Annotated in this window: 14 protein-coding genes; 5 read left to right on the forward strand and 9 right to left on the reverse strand. The window is 68.5% G+C overall.

All coding sequences use genetic code 11. The annotated features are described in order from the left end of the window. Window positions 1-2: 2 nt before the first annotated feature. The 6 genes from OG963_RS18160 to OG963_RS18185 form a co-directional block, all read right to left on the reverse strand. Complete coding sequence (locus OG963_RS18160) at window positions 3-947, reverse strand: ABC transporter permease (RefSeq protein WP_030915220.1); 945 nt, start codon at window positions 945-947, stop codon at window positions 3-5. Continuing rightward, window positions 940-1,872, reverse strand: a complete 933-nt coding sequence (locus tag OG963_RS18165) for an ABC transporter permease (RefSeq protein WP_030915217.1) — start codon at window positions 1,870-1,872, stop codon at window positions 940-942. Before OG963_RS18165 ends, OG963_RS18160 begins: the two co-directional genes overlap by 8 nt. 166 nt (window positions 1,873-2,038) lie before the next feature. Then, the gene (locus OG963_RS18170; protein ID WP_030915215.1) at window positions 2,039-3,679 is read right to left on the reverse strand and encodes an ABC transporter substrate-binding protein; all 1,641 of its coding nucleotides are present in this window, start codon (window positions 3,677-3,679) and stop codon (window positions 2,039-2,041) included. Between the two features lie 406 nt (window positions 3,680-4,085). Beyond that, window positions 4,086-5,957 (reverse strand): translational GTPase TypA, encoded by a 1,872-nt coding sequence (typA, locus tag OG963_RS18175; RefSeq protein WP_093772835.1) that lies wholly within the window; start codon window positions 5,955-5,957, stop codon window positions 4,086-4,088. A 138-nt stretch (window positions 5,958-6,095) separates the two neighbouring features. Then, window positions 6,096-6,779, reverse strand: a complete 684-nt coding sequence (locus OG963_RS18180) for a hypothetical protein (protein ID WP_319330252.1) — start codon at window positions 6,777-6,779, stop codon at window positions 6,096-6,098. Between the two features lie 290 nt (window positions 6,780-7,069). Next, window positions 7,070-9,406, reverse strand: a complete 2,337-nt coding sequence (locus OG963_RS18185; RefSeq protein ID WP_371799241.1) for an ABC transporter family substrate-binding protein — start codon at window positions 9,404-9,406, stop codon at window positions 7,070-7,072. Between the two features lie 282 nt (window positions 9,407-9,688). Here OG963_RS18185 and OG963_RS18190 point away from each other — a divergent pair, with 282 nt between their 5' ends. Genes OG963_RS18190 through OG963_RS18205 form a run of 4 tightly spaced genes read left to right on the forward strand, consistent with a single transcriptional unit; the run spans window position 9,689 to window position 13,530 of the window. Then, entirely contained in the window at window positions 9,689-9,955 is a 267-nt protein-coding gene (locus tag OG963_RS18190; protein WP_030915204.1) for a hypothetical protein, read from the forward strand. Between the two features lie 9 nt (window positions 9,956-9,964). Beyond that, complete coding sequence (locus tag OG963_RS18195) at window positions 9,965-10,843, forward strand: hypothetical protein (protein WP_030915201.1); 879 nt, start codon at window positions 9,965-9,967, stop codon at window positions 10,841-10,843. Continuing rightward, a complete protein-coding gene (locus tag OG963_RS18200) occupies window positions 10,844-12,757 on the forward strand; it encodes a fumarate reductase/succinate dehydrogenase flavoprotein subunit (RefSeq protein WP_093772839.1) in 1,914 nt (637 codons plus the stop codon). Continuing rightward, window positions 12,754-13,530 (forward strand): succinate dehydrogenase/fumarate reductase iron-sulfur subunit, encoded by a 777-nt coding sequence (locus OG963_RS18205; RefSeq protein WP_093772841.1) that lies wholly within the window; start codon window positions 12,754-12,756, stop codon window positions 13,528-13,530. The genes OG963_RS18200 and OG963_RS18205 overlap by 4 nt, the downstream gene beginning before the upstream one ends. Window positions 13,531-13,567: 37 nt before the next feature. Here OG963_RS18205 and OG963_RS18210 read toward each other — a convergent pair whose 3' ends face one another. The 3 genes from OG963_RS18210 to OG963_RS18220 all read right to left on the reverse strand — a co-directional run bounded on the left by OG963_RS18210 (window position 13,568) and on the right by OG963_RS18220 (window position 16,136). Continuing rightward, on the reverse strand, window positions 13,568-14,119 hold the full coding sequence (locus OG963_RS18210; RefSeq protein ID WP_030915192.1) for an isochorismatase family protein: 552 nt from the start codon (window positions 14,117-14,119) through the stop codon (window positions 13,568-13,570). A gap of 41 nt (window positions 14,120-14,160) precedes the next feature. After that, on the reverse strand, window positions 14,161-15,579 hold the full coding sequence (locus tag OG963_RS18215) for an MFS transporter (RefSeq protein ID WP_256223433.1): 1,419 nt from the start codon (window positions 15,577-15,579) through the stop codon (window positions 14,161-14,163). An 86-nt stretch (window positions 15,580-15,665) separates the two neighbouring features. Continuing rightward, window positions 15,666-16,136, reverse strand: coding sequence for a MarR family winged helix-turn-helix transcriptional regulator (locus tag OG963_RS18220; protein WP_030915187.1), 471 nt, complete (start codon window positions 16,134-16,136; stop codon window positions 15,666-15,668). A gap of 146 nt (window positions 16,137-16,282) precedes the next feature. On the opposite strand from OG963_RS18220, the gene OG963_RS18225 reads away from it, so the two are divergent. Further along, entirely contained in the window at window positions 16,283-17,353 is a 1,071-nt protein-coding gene (locus OG963_RS18225) for a LacI family DNA-binding transcriptional regulator (protein WP_093772843.1), read from the forward strand. Window positions 17,354-17,474 lie beyond the last annotated feature (121 nt).

A 17,474-nucleotide genomic window follows, 5' to 3' on the forward strand; every position in this document is an offset into this window, starting at 1 on the left:
CCTTATCGCGACTTCGGATCGAGGGCGTTGCGGACGGCTTCGCCGAGCATGATGAACGCCAGAACGGTGATGCTGAGCATGATCGACGGGTAGAGCAGGATGTGCGGCGCTACCCGGATCTGGCTGGCGCCGGCGGAGATGTCGCCACCCCATGAGATCGCCGGGTCGGCGAGCCCCAGACCCAGGTAGGACAGGGTGGCCTCGGCCGAGATGTAGACACCCAGCGAGATGGTCGCGACGACGATCACCGGGGCCATGGCGTTCGGCAGGATGTGCTTGAACAGGATCCGGGACGTGGTCGCGCCCAGAGCTCTGGCCGCCTGGACGTAGTCCGCCTGCTTGATGGTGATCACGGCACCGCGCATGACACGCGCGATCTGCGTCCAGCCGAGGAACGCGAGGGCGAGGGTGACGCTCCAGACGGTGCGGTCGGTGAACGCCTGCAGGACCACCATGGCGCCGAGCAGGAAGGGCAGTCCGAGGAAGATGTTGGTGAACCCGGACAGGAGCGCGTCGACCCAGCCACCGAAGTAGCCGCCCACCATGCCGATCAGGCCACCGAACACGGTCACCAGCAGGGTGACGGAGATACCGACGGTCACCGAGGCCCGGGCGCCGTAGATTACACGCGCGTAGACACTGCGGCCCTGGCCGTCGTAACCCAGCCACTCGGCCGAACCGACCTTGCCGAGCTCGGGCTTGCCGAGGAAGTGGTGCGCCAGGTCACTGAAGGTGGGCGAGACGCCGGTGAACAGCCCCGGGAACGCCGTCATCACGAGCAGGATCACGATGAGGACGGACGAGATGACGAAGTACCAGTTGGAGCGGAGGTCGACCCACGCGTCGCCCCAGAGGCTGCGGGCCTTCTCGGCCTTGACGGCCACCGGCTCCGCCACTGCGGTCTTCGGGTCTTCGGTCGCGGGTGCGGTCTTGATCACGTCAGGCATAACGGATCCTCGGGTCCAGGACCGCGTACAGCAGGTCGACGAGCAGGCTCATGAAGAGGTAGACCAGCACCAGGACGGTGACCAGGCCCACCAGGGTGGTGCCCTCGCGACGGACGATCGACTCGTAGATGGTGCCGCCGATGCCCTTCACGTTGAACAGGCCCTCGGTCACGACCGCGCCGCCCATCAGGGCACCCAGGTCCGTACCGAGGAAGGTGACGACGGGGATCAGCGAGTTGCGCATCAGGTGCACACCGACGATGCGGCGCTTGGGAAGTCCCTTGGCCACGGCAGTACGCATGTAGTCCGACCGCAGGTTCTCGGCCATCGTCGTACGCGTCAGTCGCGCCACGTAGGCGAGGGAGAGCGATCCGAGCACGACGGCCGGTGCTATCAGCTCGCTCCACGTCGCCTCGTTCGAGACGTTCGGGGCGATCCAGCCGAGCTGGAACGCGAACACCGACTTGACGATGAAGCCGAGGACGAAGACCGGGATCGAGATGATCAGCAGCGTCACGACCAGGACCGCGTTGTCCGCGAGACGGCCTGCACGCAGCCCGGCGACCATGCCGAGGCCGATACCGAGAACGATCTCGATGAGGAACGCCATGGCGGCCAGTCGCAGGGTGACGGGGAACGCGTCACCGAGTACGTCCGTGACCGGACGACCGCTGGCTATCTGAGTGCCGAAATCAAAATGCAGGACGATGCCTGTCATGTAATTCCAGTACTGCTGCAGGATCGGCTGATCCAGCCCCAGTTGGTGCCGCATGGCGGCCAGGGTGGCAGGGTCAGCACCCTTGTCTCCGAAGAGTCCCCGCACGGGGTCGCCGGGCAGTGTGTAGACCATCAGGAAGATGAGCAGGGTTGTCCCGATGAAGACCGGGATCATCTGGAGCAGTCGTCGTGCGACATAGCGCCCCATGGTGCCTCCATGTAAGTGGCAAGCGGCAGCCGACGGGCCCTCCCCCGTCACCGAGCCCCTGTGGGGTCGTCGGTGACGGGAAAGGGCCCCCCGGCCACGGCGTGCAGGCTGGTCCGGGACCGATGTCAGTGTCGGTCCCGCACCGGCCCGCGGACTACGTCGGTGGTTACTTCTTGACCTGAACTTCAGTCAGGATCGGGTCGCCGTCCTGGGCGTACTGGACGTTCTGGACCTTCTCCGAGTAACCGGCGTTGACCTTGTAGTACCAGAGCGGGATGGTCGGCATGAAGTTGACCAGCTCCTTCTCGATCTCCTGGTACCCCTTGACCGACTCGTCGAGCGTGGCGGCGGAGTCCGCGGCCTTGATCTTCTTGTCGAGGTCCTTGTTGGAGAAGAAGCCGTTGTTACCGGCCGCCCCCGTACGGAACAGGTCGCTGATGAAGTTCGCGTTCACCGGGTAGTCGAGCACCCAGCCGCCGCGGTAGAACGACTTGACCTGCTTGGCGTCACGGGCGTCCAGGTCGGCCTGGAAGTCGGCCTTCGAGTCGCCGGCGCACGCGACGCCGGTCGCCTGGGTGATGCTGTTGCAGACAGCCTCGACCCATTCCTTGTGACCGCCGTCGGCGTTGAACTGGATGTAGATCTTGTTACCCGGAACACCGCCGCCCTCCTTGATGAGAGCCTTGGCCTTCGTCGGGTTGTACGTGGTGACGTCACCCGCGACGTTCGGCTGGTAGCCGAGAACACCCTTGGCGACCCAGCCCGTGGCCGGCTCGCGGGTGCCCTGGAGCACCGTCTTGGTGATGGTGTCGCGGTCGATCGCCATCGACAGGCCCTGCAGGACCTTCGGGTCGGTGTTCTTCCACTGCTTGGTGTACATGGCGACACCGAGCGTCTGGATCGCGGAGTACGGCTTGTCCACCGCGCGGTCACCGAGGTCGGACCGGTAGACCGGGAGGTCCTTCGGCGCGATCTGGCGCAGCACGTCGACGTTGCCGGACTTCAGGTCCTCGTAGGCGGTCTCGAGGGTGGTGTAGTTCTTGAAGATCACACCACCGTTCTTCGCCTTGTCCGGACCCTTGTAGTCGTCGTAGCGGACGACCTTGATCTGCTTCTTGTGGTCCCAGCTGACGAACTTGTACGCGCCGTTGCCGACCGGCTTCTCACCGGCGGCCTTCGGGTCCGCGTAGAAGGACTCGGGCAGCGGCGAGAAGACCGTGTAGCCGAGCTTGTACGCGAAGTACGGCAGCGGGGCGTTGAGCTCGATGGTGAAGGTGTAGTCGTCGACGACCTTCAGGCCCGACATGGCGTCGCCCTTGGGCTTGGCCTTCTCGTCCTCGGGGTGGACGTCGCCGAAGCCCTTGATGTCCGCGAACCAGGACGCGTTGGTCTGGGCGTTCTTGATGTTCGCGGCCCAGTTCCACGCCTTGACGTAGGACTCGGCGGTGACCGGCGTTCCGTCGTGGAACTTCCAGTCCTTCTTGAGCTTGACGGTCCAGAGCTTGCTGTCCTTGGTGTCGACAGACTCGGCGTTGACCATCACGAGCTTGCCGGCCGGGTCGTAGTCGACCAGCTGCGAGAAGATCGCGTCGGTGACGATGCTGCCGTTCGACTCCATCGTGTTCGCCGGCTGCAGCGGGTTCTGCGGCTCGCCGACCTCGACGGAGAAGATGCCGTTGGCGTTGACAGCACCCTTGGCGCCATCGTCCTTACCCTTGCCACTGTCGCTGCCGCCACCACAGGCGGTCGCAGCCAGGGCGATGATGGCCGCTCCCGCGACCCACTTGGCGCTCTTGGCACCACGCATGGGTTTCCTCCTCATGAGTCCACTTTTGACTACAAGAAAGGCACTGGCGTGATACACCGACACCCCTGACGGTGATCGTTTCAGTGCCTCGAGTGTGCTCGTGAGTCGGCACTCCCCACAGTGCGTGACCCATTGACCCGAGCTCAATGGAGCCAACTATTAAGTACGCCCGGGCTGTAAACCACACTTAAAGGGTCTCGGTTTGACAACATCGACCAGGCATGGTTGACCGAAATCCGGACAAAGCGATCCCAGACAGACACCCGCGAAACGGACCGTTAACACATGTTCCGGAGAGCGACGCACGATATCCGGACACCTCGGACAGGAAAACGGGTTGACGAAAAACCCGGGCCCCCACAGTGTCTGCGGGGGCCCGGGCCTGGTGTCAATGGGTCGTGCGAGATCAGCGCTTGGCGCGCGACGCGGTGCGGCCGCGCTCCTTCTGGTCCAGGACGACCTTACGGATACGCACGGTCTCCGGGGTCACCTCGATGCACTCGTCCTCGCGGCAGAACTCCAGGGACTGCTCGAGCGACAGCTTCCGGGCGGGCACCACGTTCTCCGTGGTGTCGGCGGAGGCCGCACGCATGTTGGTGAGCTTCTTCTCCTTGGTGATGTTCACGTCCATGTCGTCGGCGCGGGAGTTCTCGCCGACGATCATGCCCTCGTAGACCTCGGTGCCGGCCTCGGTGAAGATGACACCGCGCTCCTGCAGGTTGACCATCGCGAACGGGGTCACCGAACCCGAGCGGTCCGCGACCAGCGAACCGTTGTGGCGGGTGCGCAGCTCGCCGAACCACGGCTCGTGGCCCTCGAAGATGGAGTGCGCGATGCCCGTACCACGGGTCTGCGTCAGGAACTCCGTACGGAAGCCGATCAGACCGCGGGACGGGACGATCCACTCCATGCGGACCCAGCCCGAACCGTGGTTCGTCATCGTCTCCATGCGGCCCTTGCGGGTCGCCATCAGCTGCGTGATCGCACCGAGGTGCTCCTCGGGGGAGTCGATCGTCATGCGCTCGATCGGCTCGTGCGTCTTGCCGTCGACCTGCTTGGTGACGACCTCCGGCTTGCCGACCGTGAGCTCGAAGCCCTCACGGCGCATCTGCTCGACGAGGATGGCCAGCGCGAGCTCACCGCGGCCCTGGACCTCCCAGGCGTCGGGGCGCTCGGTGTCCAGGACGCGGAGCGAGACGTTACCGATCAGCTCGCGGTCGAGGCGGTCCTTCACCTGGCGGGCAGTGACCTTGTGGCCCTTGCCGCCCTTGCCGACGAGCGGCGAGGTGTTCGTCCCGATGGTCATCGAGATGGCCGGCTCGTCGACCGTGATCAGCGGCAGCGCGATCGGGTTCTCGGGGTCGGCCAGCGTCTCGCCGATCATGATGTCCGGGATACCGGCGATCGCGCAGATGTCGCCCGGGCCCGCCTTCTCGGCCGGCTTGCGGGTGAGCGCCTCGGTCATCATGAGCTCGGTGATGCGAACGTTGGACATCGTGCCGTCACGCTTGATCCAGGTGACGGTCTGGCCCTTGCGCAGCTCGCCCTGCTCGACACGGCAGAGCGCGATACGGCCGAGGAAGTTGTCGGCGTCCAGGTTGGTGACGTGGGCCTGCAGCGGCGCCTCGTCGTCGTACTCCGGGGCCGGGACGTGCGACAGGATCGTGCTGAAGAACGGCTCCAGGTTCTCGCTGTCGGCCGGGACGGTGCCGTCCTCGGGCTTGGTCAGCGAGGCGACGCCGTCACGGGCGCAGGCGTAGACGATCGGGAACTCGATCTGGTCCTCGTCCGCGTCCAGGTCCAGGAACAGGTCGTACGTCTCGTCGACGACCTCGGCGATCCGGGAGTCGGGGCGGTCCGTCTTGTTGATGCAGAGGATCACCGGCATCTTCGCGGCGAGCGCCTTGCGCAGCACGAAGCGGGTCTGCGGGAGCGGGCCCTCGGAAGCGTCGACGAGCAGCACGACCGCGTCCACCATCGACAAACCGCGCTCGACCTCGCCGCCGAAGTCGGCGTGGCCGGGGGTGTCGATGATGTTGATCGTGATCGGGTCCCCGCCGTCCTTGGGGTGATACTTCACCGCCGTGTTCTTGGCGAGGATCGTGATGCCCTTCTCACGCTCCAGGTCGTTCGAGTCCATCATGCGGTCGTCGAGGTGCTCGGCGGCGTGCGCGGCGAAGGCGCCGGCCTGCTTGAGCATGGCATCGACCAGCGTGGTCTTGCCGTGGTCGACGTGGGCGACGATGGCTACGTTACGGATGTCGTGGCGCGTGGGCATGGGTGGCTTGCGCTTCTCTCGGATCGTGGGATCAGGCGTCTTAGTCGGTCTCAAGTCCTCGTACGCCCGCCGGGCGGACACGCCACGGCTACTCCCCATGGTACGGGGCTGACGCCGTTGCGGCTTCCCGGGCAGGTGTTAGCCGTGACATGACAGGCGCACGGCTTCGCGGGCCGCTGCCGATGCCTGCTCGGGCAGCGGCGTCTCACATGCGATGTCTCCGCCTCCCGAGGAGGTCCAGTTCACCACGTGCCCGACGGTATGTTGCCGCTGCCTGCCACGACCGCAGGAGTGGCGGAAATCGGTCTCGATCAGCTGTAGCGAGCTGAACTCCACGAGGTGACCGGCTGCCCCGCTGTATTCACCACCGGCCTTGTCGACCGGCGCATACTCCCCCGGTTCGGCCAGCCCCGACGTCTCGTCCCCCTTCTCCGCGAGACCGAGGTGAACGCCGAGCGCGAGCAGCACGGCGTCGTCCTGCGAGGTCCCGCCGGTCCCTTCGGTCCGGACGGACGCCATGTCCGTCCGGAGGCGGCGCATCGGCACGGTGAACTCGGCGCCCTTGGCGCCGGTGAAGTGCTGGGGCTCGGTGACCCCGTTGAGCACCCACCGACGCTGGGTGTTGAACCAGGTGTACGTACCACCTTTGCAGGGCCGGGGCCGTGATTCCGTGACGGGAACGTTGCCCTTGCCGGTCCTTGCGGCCGTCGCCGACCCCTCCGGCCGCGGCTTCTCGCGGGTGGTTCCGTCACTCGACGTACAGGCGCTCACGCCCGTCGCCATGACGGCAGCGGCAACTACGGCCGCCAGTGTCCTCTTCATGTTTCCGCCCCCGTGGTCATGTCTTCCGGTGAATTTCACCGGTGGTCATGGCCATGGTCCCCGGGACGGGGTGAACGGACTCTGGACTTGAGCAGCTTCAGAGGTGGGGCTCCGAAGCTGCGGGGCTCTGAGGTGCGGGCTAGGAGTTGGGGCTCCGGGGTGGGGGGCTCTCAGAGGTGGGGGGATGGAGCGGCTACCCGGGTCAACAGGTGCTCATGACCTTGCCCGCCGGGACCGTGGCGGGCAAGGGACTTGAGCCAGTTCTGAGCTTCAATTGAGGTTCTGACCTGCTACTTCTTACGATTCGCGGGGGAACCGGCCGCTTGCGGCTTCTTGAAACCGATGTCCTGGTAGTGGGGCACTCCGAAGCCGAAGGCACCTACGTTCACGAGCTTCCGGTCGGTGGCCACCAGCTGCGGACGCTGATAGAGCGGGATCGACGCAGCGGTGGCCCAGATGCGGGCGTCGGCCTGCTTCAGCAGGTCCCGGGCGGCGCCTTCGTCGAGCTCGGAGAGCGCCTCGTCGAAGAGCTGGTCGATGTGGTCCGTGCCGACGCGGGTGTAGTTCTGCTCGACGAGCAGCGAACCGTCGGTGGCGGGCACCGGCTTGGCGAAGATGGGCCGGTCGTCGGTGGCCGGGTAGGCGGTGGCGGGCCAGGAGTACAGCGCCAGGTCGTAGTCCCCCGAGGCGACGTGGTCCTTGAAGTAGCCGGCGTCCGCCACCTTGATGATCTCCGTGCCGATGCCGATCGAATCGAGCATGCTCGAGATCTTCTCCCCGACAGCCCGCAGAGACTCCGAGCCGGGACCGGACGGCAGGACGAAACGCAAGGTCAGCGACTTGCCGTCCTTGCCCAGCGTGTCGCGGACGGAGTCGGCGGCCTTGGCCGGAGCCTGCGGCGCCGCGGTGCCCATGGGGGCATAGGCACCGGCGGCACCGCCCGGCCCGCGGTTCTGTCCGGTGACCTTGCCGCGGGCGCTCTCGGCGGTGCCGGTGTCGGCGACCGCACGGGCGGTCGTGAAGGCATCGGCCTGGCGCAGCAGGGCGGCGCTCTGGACGGCGGCGGCCGGGGCGGGCGCGAGGACATGGCCTGGGCTGATGTCCTCGTCCTCGCGCGGCTTGTTGTCGTCGCCGGGCTTGTTGTCGTCGCTCTTGCCGGCCTTCGTGGCCTTGTCGGTCGGTTGCGCCTTGCCGTGCTCGCCTCCCTTCACCTTCTCGCCCTTGCTGCCCGCCTTCGTGCCGTCGGACTTCTTCACCGCGCCGCCCCGGGTCCAGCCGGCGTCGGCCAGCAGCGCCTGCGCCTTCTTGGTGTCCTGCTCGCCGAGTGCGTCGCTGTTGTCCTCGTATCCGGGCTGCCCGGCCAGCGCCAGGTGGCTGCCGAGCGGCGCGGCGGGCAGGCCGAGCGGCCCCAGTACGATGTCGACGAGCTCCTGACGGTTGAGGGCGCGGGCCACCGCGCGGCGTACCCGTTCGTCGGCGAGCGGCCCGGACTCTCCGTTCAGCGCCAGCTGCGTGTAGGCGGGCTCCAGCGACTTGCGTACGACGTAGTCACGCAGCCCGTCCTGCTCGGTGGCGTACACCTCCGCGGCTTTCCGGGTCTTCTCCCGGCTCGCCCGGGCGGCCGCCGCGGCCTTCTCGTCGGAGCCGTGCGCCAGGGCCCAGGAGCGCAGTGCGGCGGCGGGGCCGATCTCGGAGCCCGGGCCGTGGGTGAGCGGCTGGCCGTTCCCTCCCTTGTCGCGCCCCGCTGCCACGACCCGGTGCGCCGCCGCGGCGTCGATGTCGGCGACGTCGACCTTGCCGTCGACCAGCGCCTGGACCCGGTCCTGCGGCTTGACCGCCCGGAAGACCAGCGAGTCGAGCTTGGCCGGGCTGCCCCACCAGTGCGGGTTGCGGGTCAGGGTGACGGTGCCCGCGCCCTTGTTCACGCTGCGCAGCCGGAACGGTCCTGAAGTGGCCGCGAGGGTGGTGCGCGCTCGGTCGTTGAAGGCGGCCGGGGAGCTGGTGACCTGCTTCGGGTACAGCGGGGAGAAGAGGGAGCGCCAGTCCCCGTACGGCTTGGCGAAGGTGACCCGGACCTCCGTGTCGGTCTTGCCGCGCTCGATCCGCTCGATCCGGTCGTAGCCGGCGTTGCGGGCGGTCCAGAACGCCGAGTCCTTGCCACTCAGCGCGCGCCACTGGGCGACGAAGTCGGGGGCCCCGATCTCCCGGCCGTCGCTCCAGACGGCCTGCTGGTTGAGCCGGTAGAGCACGACCTGCTTGGGTTCGCGCTCGATGATCTTCGCCGATTCCAGGTAGTCGGAGTTCATGTGGGGGGTGCCCTTGGTGTCCAGCGGGAAGAGCGTCGGCAGCAGGGCCCCGGTGATGCGCGTGGTCGTGGCGTCGGCGTCCGCCTGGAAGGCGTTCAAGGTGGTGGGCATCGCGTCGATCGCCCAGTTGACCGTGCCTCCGTCGGCGACCGCATCCCGGCCGGCGGCGGCGACATCCTGTGGCACCACGATGGCGACGGTGGTCACCCTGTCCGAACTGGTGCACCCGGCCAATGCGGGGATCGTGAGCACACCCGTCGCGAGGAGCGCGAACACGCGACGCTTTCGGACTGTCCCGCGCGGGACGCCGACTTGGGACATGGCTGATACCTCCGGGGCCGGCCCAGCCCACCCGCACGCGGGTGGGCCGGATTGTGCTTTTAGTGGCATTTGCAGTTGATCACACTGATTCCGCTCATCCACTGAAGGTGCCCACGCGCGAGAGTCGGCGCAGACACGGCGCACCGACCCTGAACCTCACCCGGGCGGCGGAGCGTCCGATCAAGACGGAACGGCCCGCTCTCTTCCCAAAGGAGATGTGACGCGCGACACTCGCATGCGCATGAGCATTGCCACCCGCGACCGCGGAGGTGAGAGCAAGTCATGTCACTGCACGACGAGTTGACAGCTGTTCAGCACTGTCTCGACGACCTGGCCCGCACCGTCGGACGGCTGGAGCGGAGCCTTGCGCAACTGCGCACGGCCGAAGCCGGTCCGCGGCCGCCCGGAGCCGCCGGTGGCACCGAACCCGCCGACGACGCCGTCACGGTCACCGACGTCATCACGATCACCGAGGCGCCGTACGACGCCACCCTGTGGACGGACTCGGACGACGAGGGTCTGGGCGTCCGAGGCAGGCACGCCCCCTAGGAGAGTTCCTTGGCCACCGGAACGGAACCAAGTGCGGAACCAGGTACGGAACCACCAGAACTGAAGGGGCCGGCCCGGCGCGGCGCACGCGCCCGGCCGTCCGGTGTGCACGGCGCCTCGCGTGCCGCCATCGCCGCCCGGCATCTGCGGACCGACCGCTGGTGGCTGGCGCCCGCGGTGACCGCGGGCGGGCTCCTCGCCTTCATCGTCTACTCGACGTGGCGGGCCTTCTCGAACGCGGACTACTACGCCGCCCCCTATGTGTCGCCGTTCTACTCGCCCTGCCTGGCGGAGAACTGCGCCCCCATGCGGCACGGCCCGAACTGGGAGATCTTCGGCAGCTGGTGGGGCCTCTCCCCCGCCCTGCTGATCCTGATCTTCCCGCTCGGCTTCCGGCTGACCTGCTACTACTACCGCAAGGCCTACTACCGGGGCTTCTGGGCCTCACCTCCGGCCTGCGCGGTCGCCGAGCCGCACACGACGTACACCGGCGAGACCCGCTTCCCGCTGATCATGCAGAACATCCACCGGTACTTCTTCTACGCCGCGCTGCCGGTCGCCGGGATCCTCACGTACGACACCGTGCTCTCCTTCCGTGACGAGCACTACGCCTGGGGCCACATGGGCCTCGGCTCCCTGATCTTCCTGGTCAACATCGCGCTGATCTGGGCGTACACCCTGTCCTGCCACTCCTGCCGGCACATCATCGGCGGCCGCCTGCGGCACTTCTCCAAACACCCCGTGCGCTACCGGCTGTGGGGCTGGGTGGGCCGGCTCAACGCCCATCACATGCTGCTGGCCTGGTCCTCCCTGATCAGCGTGGCGCTCGCCGACTTCTACGTGTATCTCGTCGCCTCCGGCGCCTTCGACGATCCGAGGTTTTTCTGAATGACAGAGCTCGAACGGCAGCAGTGGGACGTCGTCGTGGTCGGTGCCGGAGGCGCCGGTCTGCGCGCCGCCATCGAGGCACGGGAGCGCGGCGCCCGTACCGCGGTGATCTGCAAATCGCTCTTCGGCAAGGCGCACACCGTCATGGCGGAGGGCGGAATCGCCGCCTCCATGGGCAACGTGAACTCCGGGGACAACTGGCAGGTGCACTTCCGCGACACCATGCGCGGCGGGAAGTTCCTCAACCAGTGGCGGATGGCGGAGCTGCACGCCAAGGAGGCGCCGGACCGGGTCTGGGAGCTGGAGACCTGGGGTGCGCTCTTCGACCGTACGCCGGACGGAAAGATCTCCCAGCGCAACTTCGGCGGCCACGAGTACCCGCGGCTCGCACACGTCGGGGACCGTACCGGCCTGGAACTGATCCGCACCCTCCAGCAGAAGATCGTCTCGCTGCAGCAGGAGGACTACCGCGAACACGGTGACTACGAAGCCCGGCTGAAGGTCTTCCAGGAGTGCACCGTCACCCGAGTGCTGAAGGACGGCGAGAGGGTCAGCGGGACCTTCTGCTACGAGCGGGAGTCCGGTCGCTTCTTCGTCCTCGAAGCCCCCGCGGTCGTCCTCGCCACCGGCGGGATCGGCAAGTCCTTCAAGGTGACGTCGAACTCCTGGGAGTACACCGGCGACGGCCACGCCCTCGCGCTGCTGGCGGGCGCACCCCTGCTGAACATGGAGTTCGTGCAGTTCCACCCGACCGGCATGGTCTGGCCCCCGTCGGTGAAGGGCATCCTCGTCACCGAGTCGGTGCGCGGCGACGGCGGCGTACTGCGCAATTCCGAGGGCAAGCGGTTCATGTTCGACTACGTACCCGATGTGTTCAAGGAGAAGTACGCGCAGTCGGAGGAGGAGGGTGACCGCTGGTACGAGGACCCGGACCACAACCGCCGCCCGCCCGAGCTGCTGCCGCGCGACGAGGTCGCCCGCGCCATCAACTCAGAGGTGAAGGCGGGCCGTGGCTCACCGCACGGCGGCGTGTTCCTGGATGTGTCGACCCGGATGCCGGCAGAGACGATCCGGCGGCGGCTGCCCTCGATGTACCACCAGTTCAAGGAGCTGGCGGATGTCGACATCACGGCGGAGGCGATGGAGGTCGGCCCGACCTGCCACTACGTGATGGGCGGAATCGCCGTCGACTCGGACACCGCGGCGGCTGTCGCCGTGCCCGGCCTGTTCGCCGCGGGCGAGGTCGCGGGCGGCATGCACGGCTCCAACCGGCTCGGCGGGAACTCCCTCTCCGACCTGCTGGTCTTCGGCCGGCGGGCCGGACTGCACGCCGCCGGGTACGCCGCCGGACTGTCGGCCGCCCCCGAGGTGGATGACGAGCAGATCGACGAGGCAGCGGCGGAGGCCCTGCGTCCGTTCAGTGCGGAGAGCCTGGCGGACGGGGCGACGGCAGAGAATCCGTACACCCTCCACCAGGAACTCCAGCAGACGATGAACGACCTGGTCGGCATCATCCGGCGGGCACCCGAGATGGAACAGGCCCTGGAGAAGCTGGCCGCCCTGCGGGTACGGGCGCACCGCGCCGGCGTCGAGGGGCACCGGCAGTTCAACCCCGGCTGGCACCTCTCGCTGGACCTGCGGAACATGCTGCTGGTCAGCGAGTGCATCGCCCGGGCGGCCCTGGAGCGCACGGAGAGCCGCGGCGGTCACACCCGCGAGGACTGTCCGACGATGGAGCGCTCCTGGCGGCCGGCCAATCTGCTGTGCCGGCTGGCCGACGACGCCGCCGTGAGACCGGGCGGTCAGATCGAGCTCGTACGGAAGACGACCGAACCCATCCGCCCGGATCTGCTCTCCCTCTTCGAGAAGGAGGAGCTGGTCAAGTACCTCGCCGAAGAGGAGCTGTACGAGTGAGCAGCTACGACGCACGGTTCAGGGTGTGGCGCGGGGACCCCGACGGCGGCGGCCTGGAGGACTTCACGGTCGAGGTGAACGACGGGGAGGTCGTCCTCGACATCATCCACCGGATCCAGGCCACCCAGGCGGGCGATCTGGCGGTGCGCTGGAACTGCAAGGCGGGCAAGTGCGGTTCGTGCAGTGCGGAGATCAACGGACGGCCGCGGCTGATGTGCATGACCCGCATGTCGGTGTTCGGCCGGGAGGAGACGATCACCGTCACTCCGCTGCGGGCGTTCCCGGTGGTCCGCGATCTGGTGACGGACGTGACGTTCAACTACATCAAGGCGCGGGAAGTGCCCGCCTTCGTACCGCCGGAAGGGGTGAAGGCGGGCGACTACCGGATGCAGCAGGTCGATGTGGACCGCTCGCAGGAGTTCCGCAAGTGCATCGAGTGCTTCCTGTGCCAGGACACCTGCCACGTGGTCCGCGATCACGAGGAGAACAAGACGGCGTTCGCCGGACCGCGCTTCCTGATGCGGGTCGCCGAGCTGGACATGCACCCCCTGGACGCCGCTGCCGAGTCGGGACTCGACCGGAAGGCGACGGCGCAGGAGGAGCACGGGCTGGGCTACTGCAACATCACCAAGTGCTGTACGGAGGTGTGTCCCGAGCACATCAAGATCACGGACAACGCGCTGATCCCGCTGAAGGAGCGCGCGGTGGACCGCAAGTACGACCCACTGGTGTGGCTGGGGAACAAGATCGGCCGACGCCGGGACGCCCCCTGACCGCGCTCGCGCCGAGCCCGGCCCGCTCGACGGGGGCTCAGCCGAGCAGCTTGACGACCGCCTCGGTGGTGTCCGTCTCGCCGAGCCGCGGGAAGATCTTCTCGATGCTGTTGTCGTGGGCGCCGCCGTCCATGTCGGTGACCGCGTCCGTGACGACGGTGACGTTGTAGCCGTGCTCGTTCGCGGCCCGGGCGGTGGACTCCACGCCGATGCTGGTGGCGATGCCCGTCACCACGACCTGGGTGACACCGCGGCGGCGCAGCTGAAGGTCGAGGTCGGTGCCGTAGAAGGCGCCCCACTGCTGCTTGGTGACCACGATGTCGCCGTCGCGCGGGCCGAGCTCGGGGACGATGTCGGCCCAATCGGCGGCCGGCTGCCCGGAACGCGGGGCGCCCTCGGTGCGGCCGGGGGCGCCGCCGGTGACCCGGACCAGAACGACCGGGAGACCCTTGGCGCGGAACGCGTCGGCGAGGGTCGCGGAGTTCGCGATGATGTCGGCGGCGGGGTGGGCGGTAGGGAGGGCGACGATGCCCTTCTGAAGATCGACGACGACCAGGGCGGTCTTCGGGTCCAGGGTGGTGGCGGTCATGATGGCGCTCCTCTGAGGGGGATGGATGGTGCCTGTGGTGGTCAGGTGCGGGTGCGCAGGGCGCGGTCGGTGACGGTCAGGACGATCAGCAGCAGGCCGAGTACGACCGAGACCGCTGCCATGAGATGGAGCCCGCTGTCGCTCGCCGACCGGCCGTAGGCGAGGGCGATCAGGCTGGACGCGGTGATGGCCCCGATGTACTGGGCGGTGCGCTGGAGTCCGGCGGCGGACCCGATGCTCTCGGGCGGCGCGTACGCCTGGACGGCGGCCTGGTTGCTCGTACCGATCAGCCCCTGCGGGATGCCGAAGCAGGCCCCGGCGAGCAGCACTACGGCGAGCGGCGCGGAACCGGAGAGGAACATCAGCACCCCGGACCCGACGGTGAGCAGCACACAGGCCAGCGCGAGTGGGCCGCGGATGCCCTTCGTCCGGGCCCCGAGCAGCGAACAGACCAGTGCGGCGAGTGACATCGGCAGCATCAGCAGTCCGGTGTGGCCGGAGGAGTAGCCGCGTGCCTCTTCCAACCACTGCGTGAATCCGTACATCACGCAGTAGATCAACAGGTAGCTCAGTCCGTGCCGCAGATACGTCCGGGCGAGCGCTGCGTTGCTCGCGAGCATCCGCAGGTCGATGAACGGCCGTGGGCGGCGCAGCTGCCACCACACCAGCACACCGGTCAGCGCGGCGAAGGGCGCGAGCAGCCACCACATCGGGTGGGCGAGATCGAGCAGGAAGAAGACCAGCACGGTCAAGGCGGTGGAGAAGAGGCCGATGCCGAGCGGATCCAGGTCGACGCGGGGCACGCGGCCGTCGGCCTCACGCGTGCGCGGCGGATCCGCCGGGATCCAGAGCAGCGCGGAGCCGAGTGCGATGAGGGCGACGGGCACGTTGACGGCGAAGATGCCCCGCCAGCCGACGACCATGACGAGCAGCCCGCCGAGCGTGGGCCCGATGGCGGCGCTGCCGAGCGCGGCGAAGGAGAGCCGGGCCAGGACGGGACGTGGGGTGGCGCGGCCGATCCGCCGGGACTCGTCGCGCAGCACCGCCATGGCGGCCGGGTAGGCGGCCGACGTACCGATGCCGAGCAGCAACCGGGATGCGATGAGCCAGCCGAAACCCGGCGCGAACGTCCCGACCAGACCGGAGGCGATCACGACGACCAGACCGGCGAGGAAGACGCGCCGGGGGCCGAGGGCGTCGGCGAGCTTGCCGAGAACGGGCTGGGCGACGGCGCTGGCGAGGTAGAGGACCGAGATGAGCCAGGCGGTGTCGGCGGCCCCGATGCCGAAGGTGTGGGCGATCGCCACCAGGGCGGTGGAGATCATGGTGGTGTTGAGCGGGTTGAGCAGGGAGCCGAGGAGCAGCGGCGCGGTGAGGCGCGCGCTGAAACCGGGGCCGGTGACTGCGGGACGGCCGGAGGAAGTGGCCGGGAGGCGGCCGGCGGCGGAGGTGTCCGCCACGGTCGCTTCCGGGGCCGACCGGTCGCATGTCACTCGAACTTTCACTCTCACCGCGGCCGCCTCCGCCGCCATCGGCTCCGGGGCGGTCACCGCTCGACCAGGCGGTCCAGGAGAGCCGTGGCCTCGGCGACGGTACGGCGCTCGGCCCCGTCGAGTTCGGCGGCGATCGCTTCGGCGAGCCAGTTGTGCTTGGCGGCCCGGACCGCGCCGAGCGTGGTCCGGCCGACGTCCGTGATGGACATGACCGACTTCCGGCCGTCGGCAGGATCCGGCGCCCGCTCGACGAGACCCTGACTCTCCAGCGCCCCGAGGGTCAGCCGCATGGACTGGGGCCGCACGTACTCGGCACGGGCCAGCGCGGCCGTGGTGGTCGGGCCGTCCTGGTCGAGACGGGCGAGCACCGAACGCTGGGTCGGGGTGAGCAGGCTGTCCGACGATGTGGTGCGCAGCCGGCGCAGCAGCCGGCTGACGACGGACGCCAGCTGCGTCGCGACCTGCTCCGCGCCGGGCTCGCCGCCCGGCTCTGCGGCGGTGGTTTCGGACGATGACTCCTGCATGGGCCCACCGTAAAAGATGTACAGGCCATCTTGCAAGGTTGCCTGTCTATTCTCGGTGGCCTTGCTCGCGGCGCGGCGCGCGATCTAGGGTGAATGCGCTTTCAAAATGTGCAGGTACGGAAGAACAAGCGGACGGGTCGGTTCGGGTGAGTGCCCCAACGGTGTACGACGTCGCAGAGCGGTCGGGCGTCTCGATTGCGACGGTCTCGCGGGTCTACCGCAACCCCGACTCCGTGCGTGCCCAGACCCGCGAGCGGGTTCTCGACGCGGCCCGCGAGCTCGGATACGTACCCAGCGGGAACGCGCGGGGCCTGGCCAGCCGCACCACCGGGGTGCTCGGGCTCTGCTTCCCCGACTACGCCGACCCCGACGCCGAGGCCGACGCGGAGGCCGACAGCGACGCCGACGACGCGGTGATGCTCTACTCCGACCAGATCATCCGCGGCATGGAACGCGCGGCACGGCGACACGGGTACGCGCTGCTGATCGCCGCGTCGCTGGAGGGCGGACCCGAGAGCCTTGTCGCGAAGGTGGCCGGCCGCGTCGACGGCTTCGCGGTGCTGGCGCAGACCGTGCCGACCGAGGACCTCGAAGTGATCTCGCGCCGGCTGCCGGTGGTGATGCTCGCCGGACCGCGCGAGATCGACCACCTCGACCACATCGTCGTGGCCAACGCCGACGGCGAACGCGAACTGGCTCGCCATCTGATCGAGGACCACGGACTGCGCAGACTCGCCTTCATCGGGGGCGAGGTGGCGTCACCGGACGCCGAGGCGCGGTTCCGCGGCTTCCAGGAGGCCTGCCGCGACGCCGGACTCCCGGTGCCGGACGCACCGGACATGCGCGCCGGGATGATGACGCAGGCCGAAGGCGCCCGGACGGCGGAAGCCATGCTCGACCGGTACGCGGGCCTGAGTGACACCGAACGCCCGCAGGCCATGCTGTTCGCCAACGACCAGATGGCGGTGGGCGCCCTGCGCGCGCTGGAACGGCGCGGGGTGCGGGTGCCCGAGGATCTCGCCGTGACCGGGTTCGACGGGATCCCGCTGAGCCGGATCGTGCGGCCGCCGCTGACGACCGTACGGCAGCCGATCCGGCAGTTGGGCGAGCAGGCCGTGGAACTGCTCGTGCAGCGCCTGGGCGACCGGGAACGCGAGCCGGTGTCGCTGATGCTCCCGGTGTCCCTGGCCCGCAGGGCGAGCTGCGGCTGCGGCTGAGCCCGCCGAATCGGCTGCGACTGCTCCACCCACCCCGGACGAGCCACGGAGCCCGGCGCGTCCGGAGCGTGCGGACAGGTCGACCCGTCAGTGGTGCATGCGTGGACGTGCGAGCCCGGTC

Source organism: Streptomyces sp. NBC_01707 (assembly GCF_041438805.1).
In the GTDB taxonomy this organism is placed as follows: Bacteria; Actinomycetota; Actinomycetes; order Streptomycetales; family Streptomycetaceae; genus Streptomyces.

Coding starts and splice junctions, on each gene's coding strand:
- OG963_RS18170 (WP_030915215.1), bottom strand. CDS start 3,679: ATGCGTGGTGCCAAGAGCGCCAAGTGGGTCGCGGGAGCGGCCATCATC.
- OG963_RS18160 (WP_030915220.1), bottom strand. CDS start 947: ATGCCTGACGTGATCAAGACCGCACCCGCGACCGAAGACCCGAAGACC.
- OG963_RS18180 (WP_319330252.1), bottom strand. CDS start 6,779: ATGAAGAGGACACTGGCGGCCGTAGTTGCCGCTGCCGTCATGGCGACG.
- OG963_RS18220 (WP_030915187.1), bottom strand. CDS start 16,136: ATGCAGGAGTCATCGTCCGAAACCACCGCCGCAGAGCCGGGCGGCGAG.
- OG963_RS18185 (WP_371799241.1), bottom strand. CDS start 9,406: ATGTCCCAAGTCGGCGTCCCGCGCGGGACAGTCCGAAAGCGTCGCGTG.
- OG963_RS18190 (WP_030915204.1), top strand. CDS start 9,689: ATGTCACTGCACGACGAGTTGACAGCTGTTCAGCACTGTCTCGACGAC.
- OG963_RS18200 (WP_093772839.1), top strand. CDS start 10,844: ATGACAGAGCTCGAACGGCAGCAGTGGGACGTCGTCGTGGTCGGTGCC.
- typA (WP_093772835.1), bottom strand. CDS start 5,957: ATGCCCACGCGCCACGACATCCGTAACGTAGCCATCGTCGCCCACGTC.
- OG963_RS18165 (WP_030915217.1), bottom strand. CDS start 1,872: ATGGGGCGCTATGTCGCACGACGACTGCTCCAGATGATCCCGGTCTTC.
- OG963_RS18210 (WP_030915192.1), bottom strand. CDS start 14,119: ATGACCGCCACCACCCTGGACCCGAAGACCGCCCTGGTCGTCGTCGAT.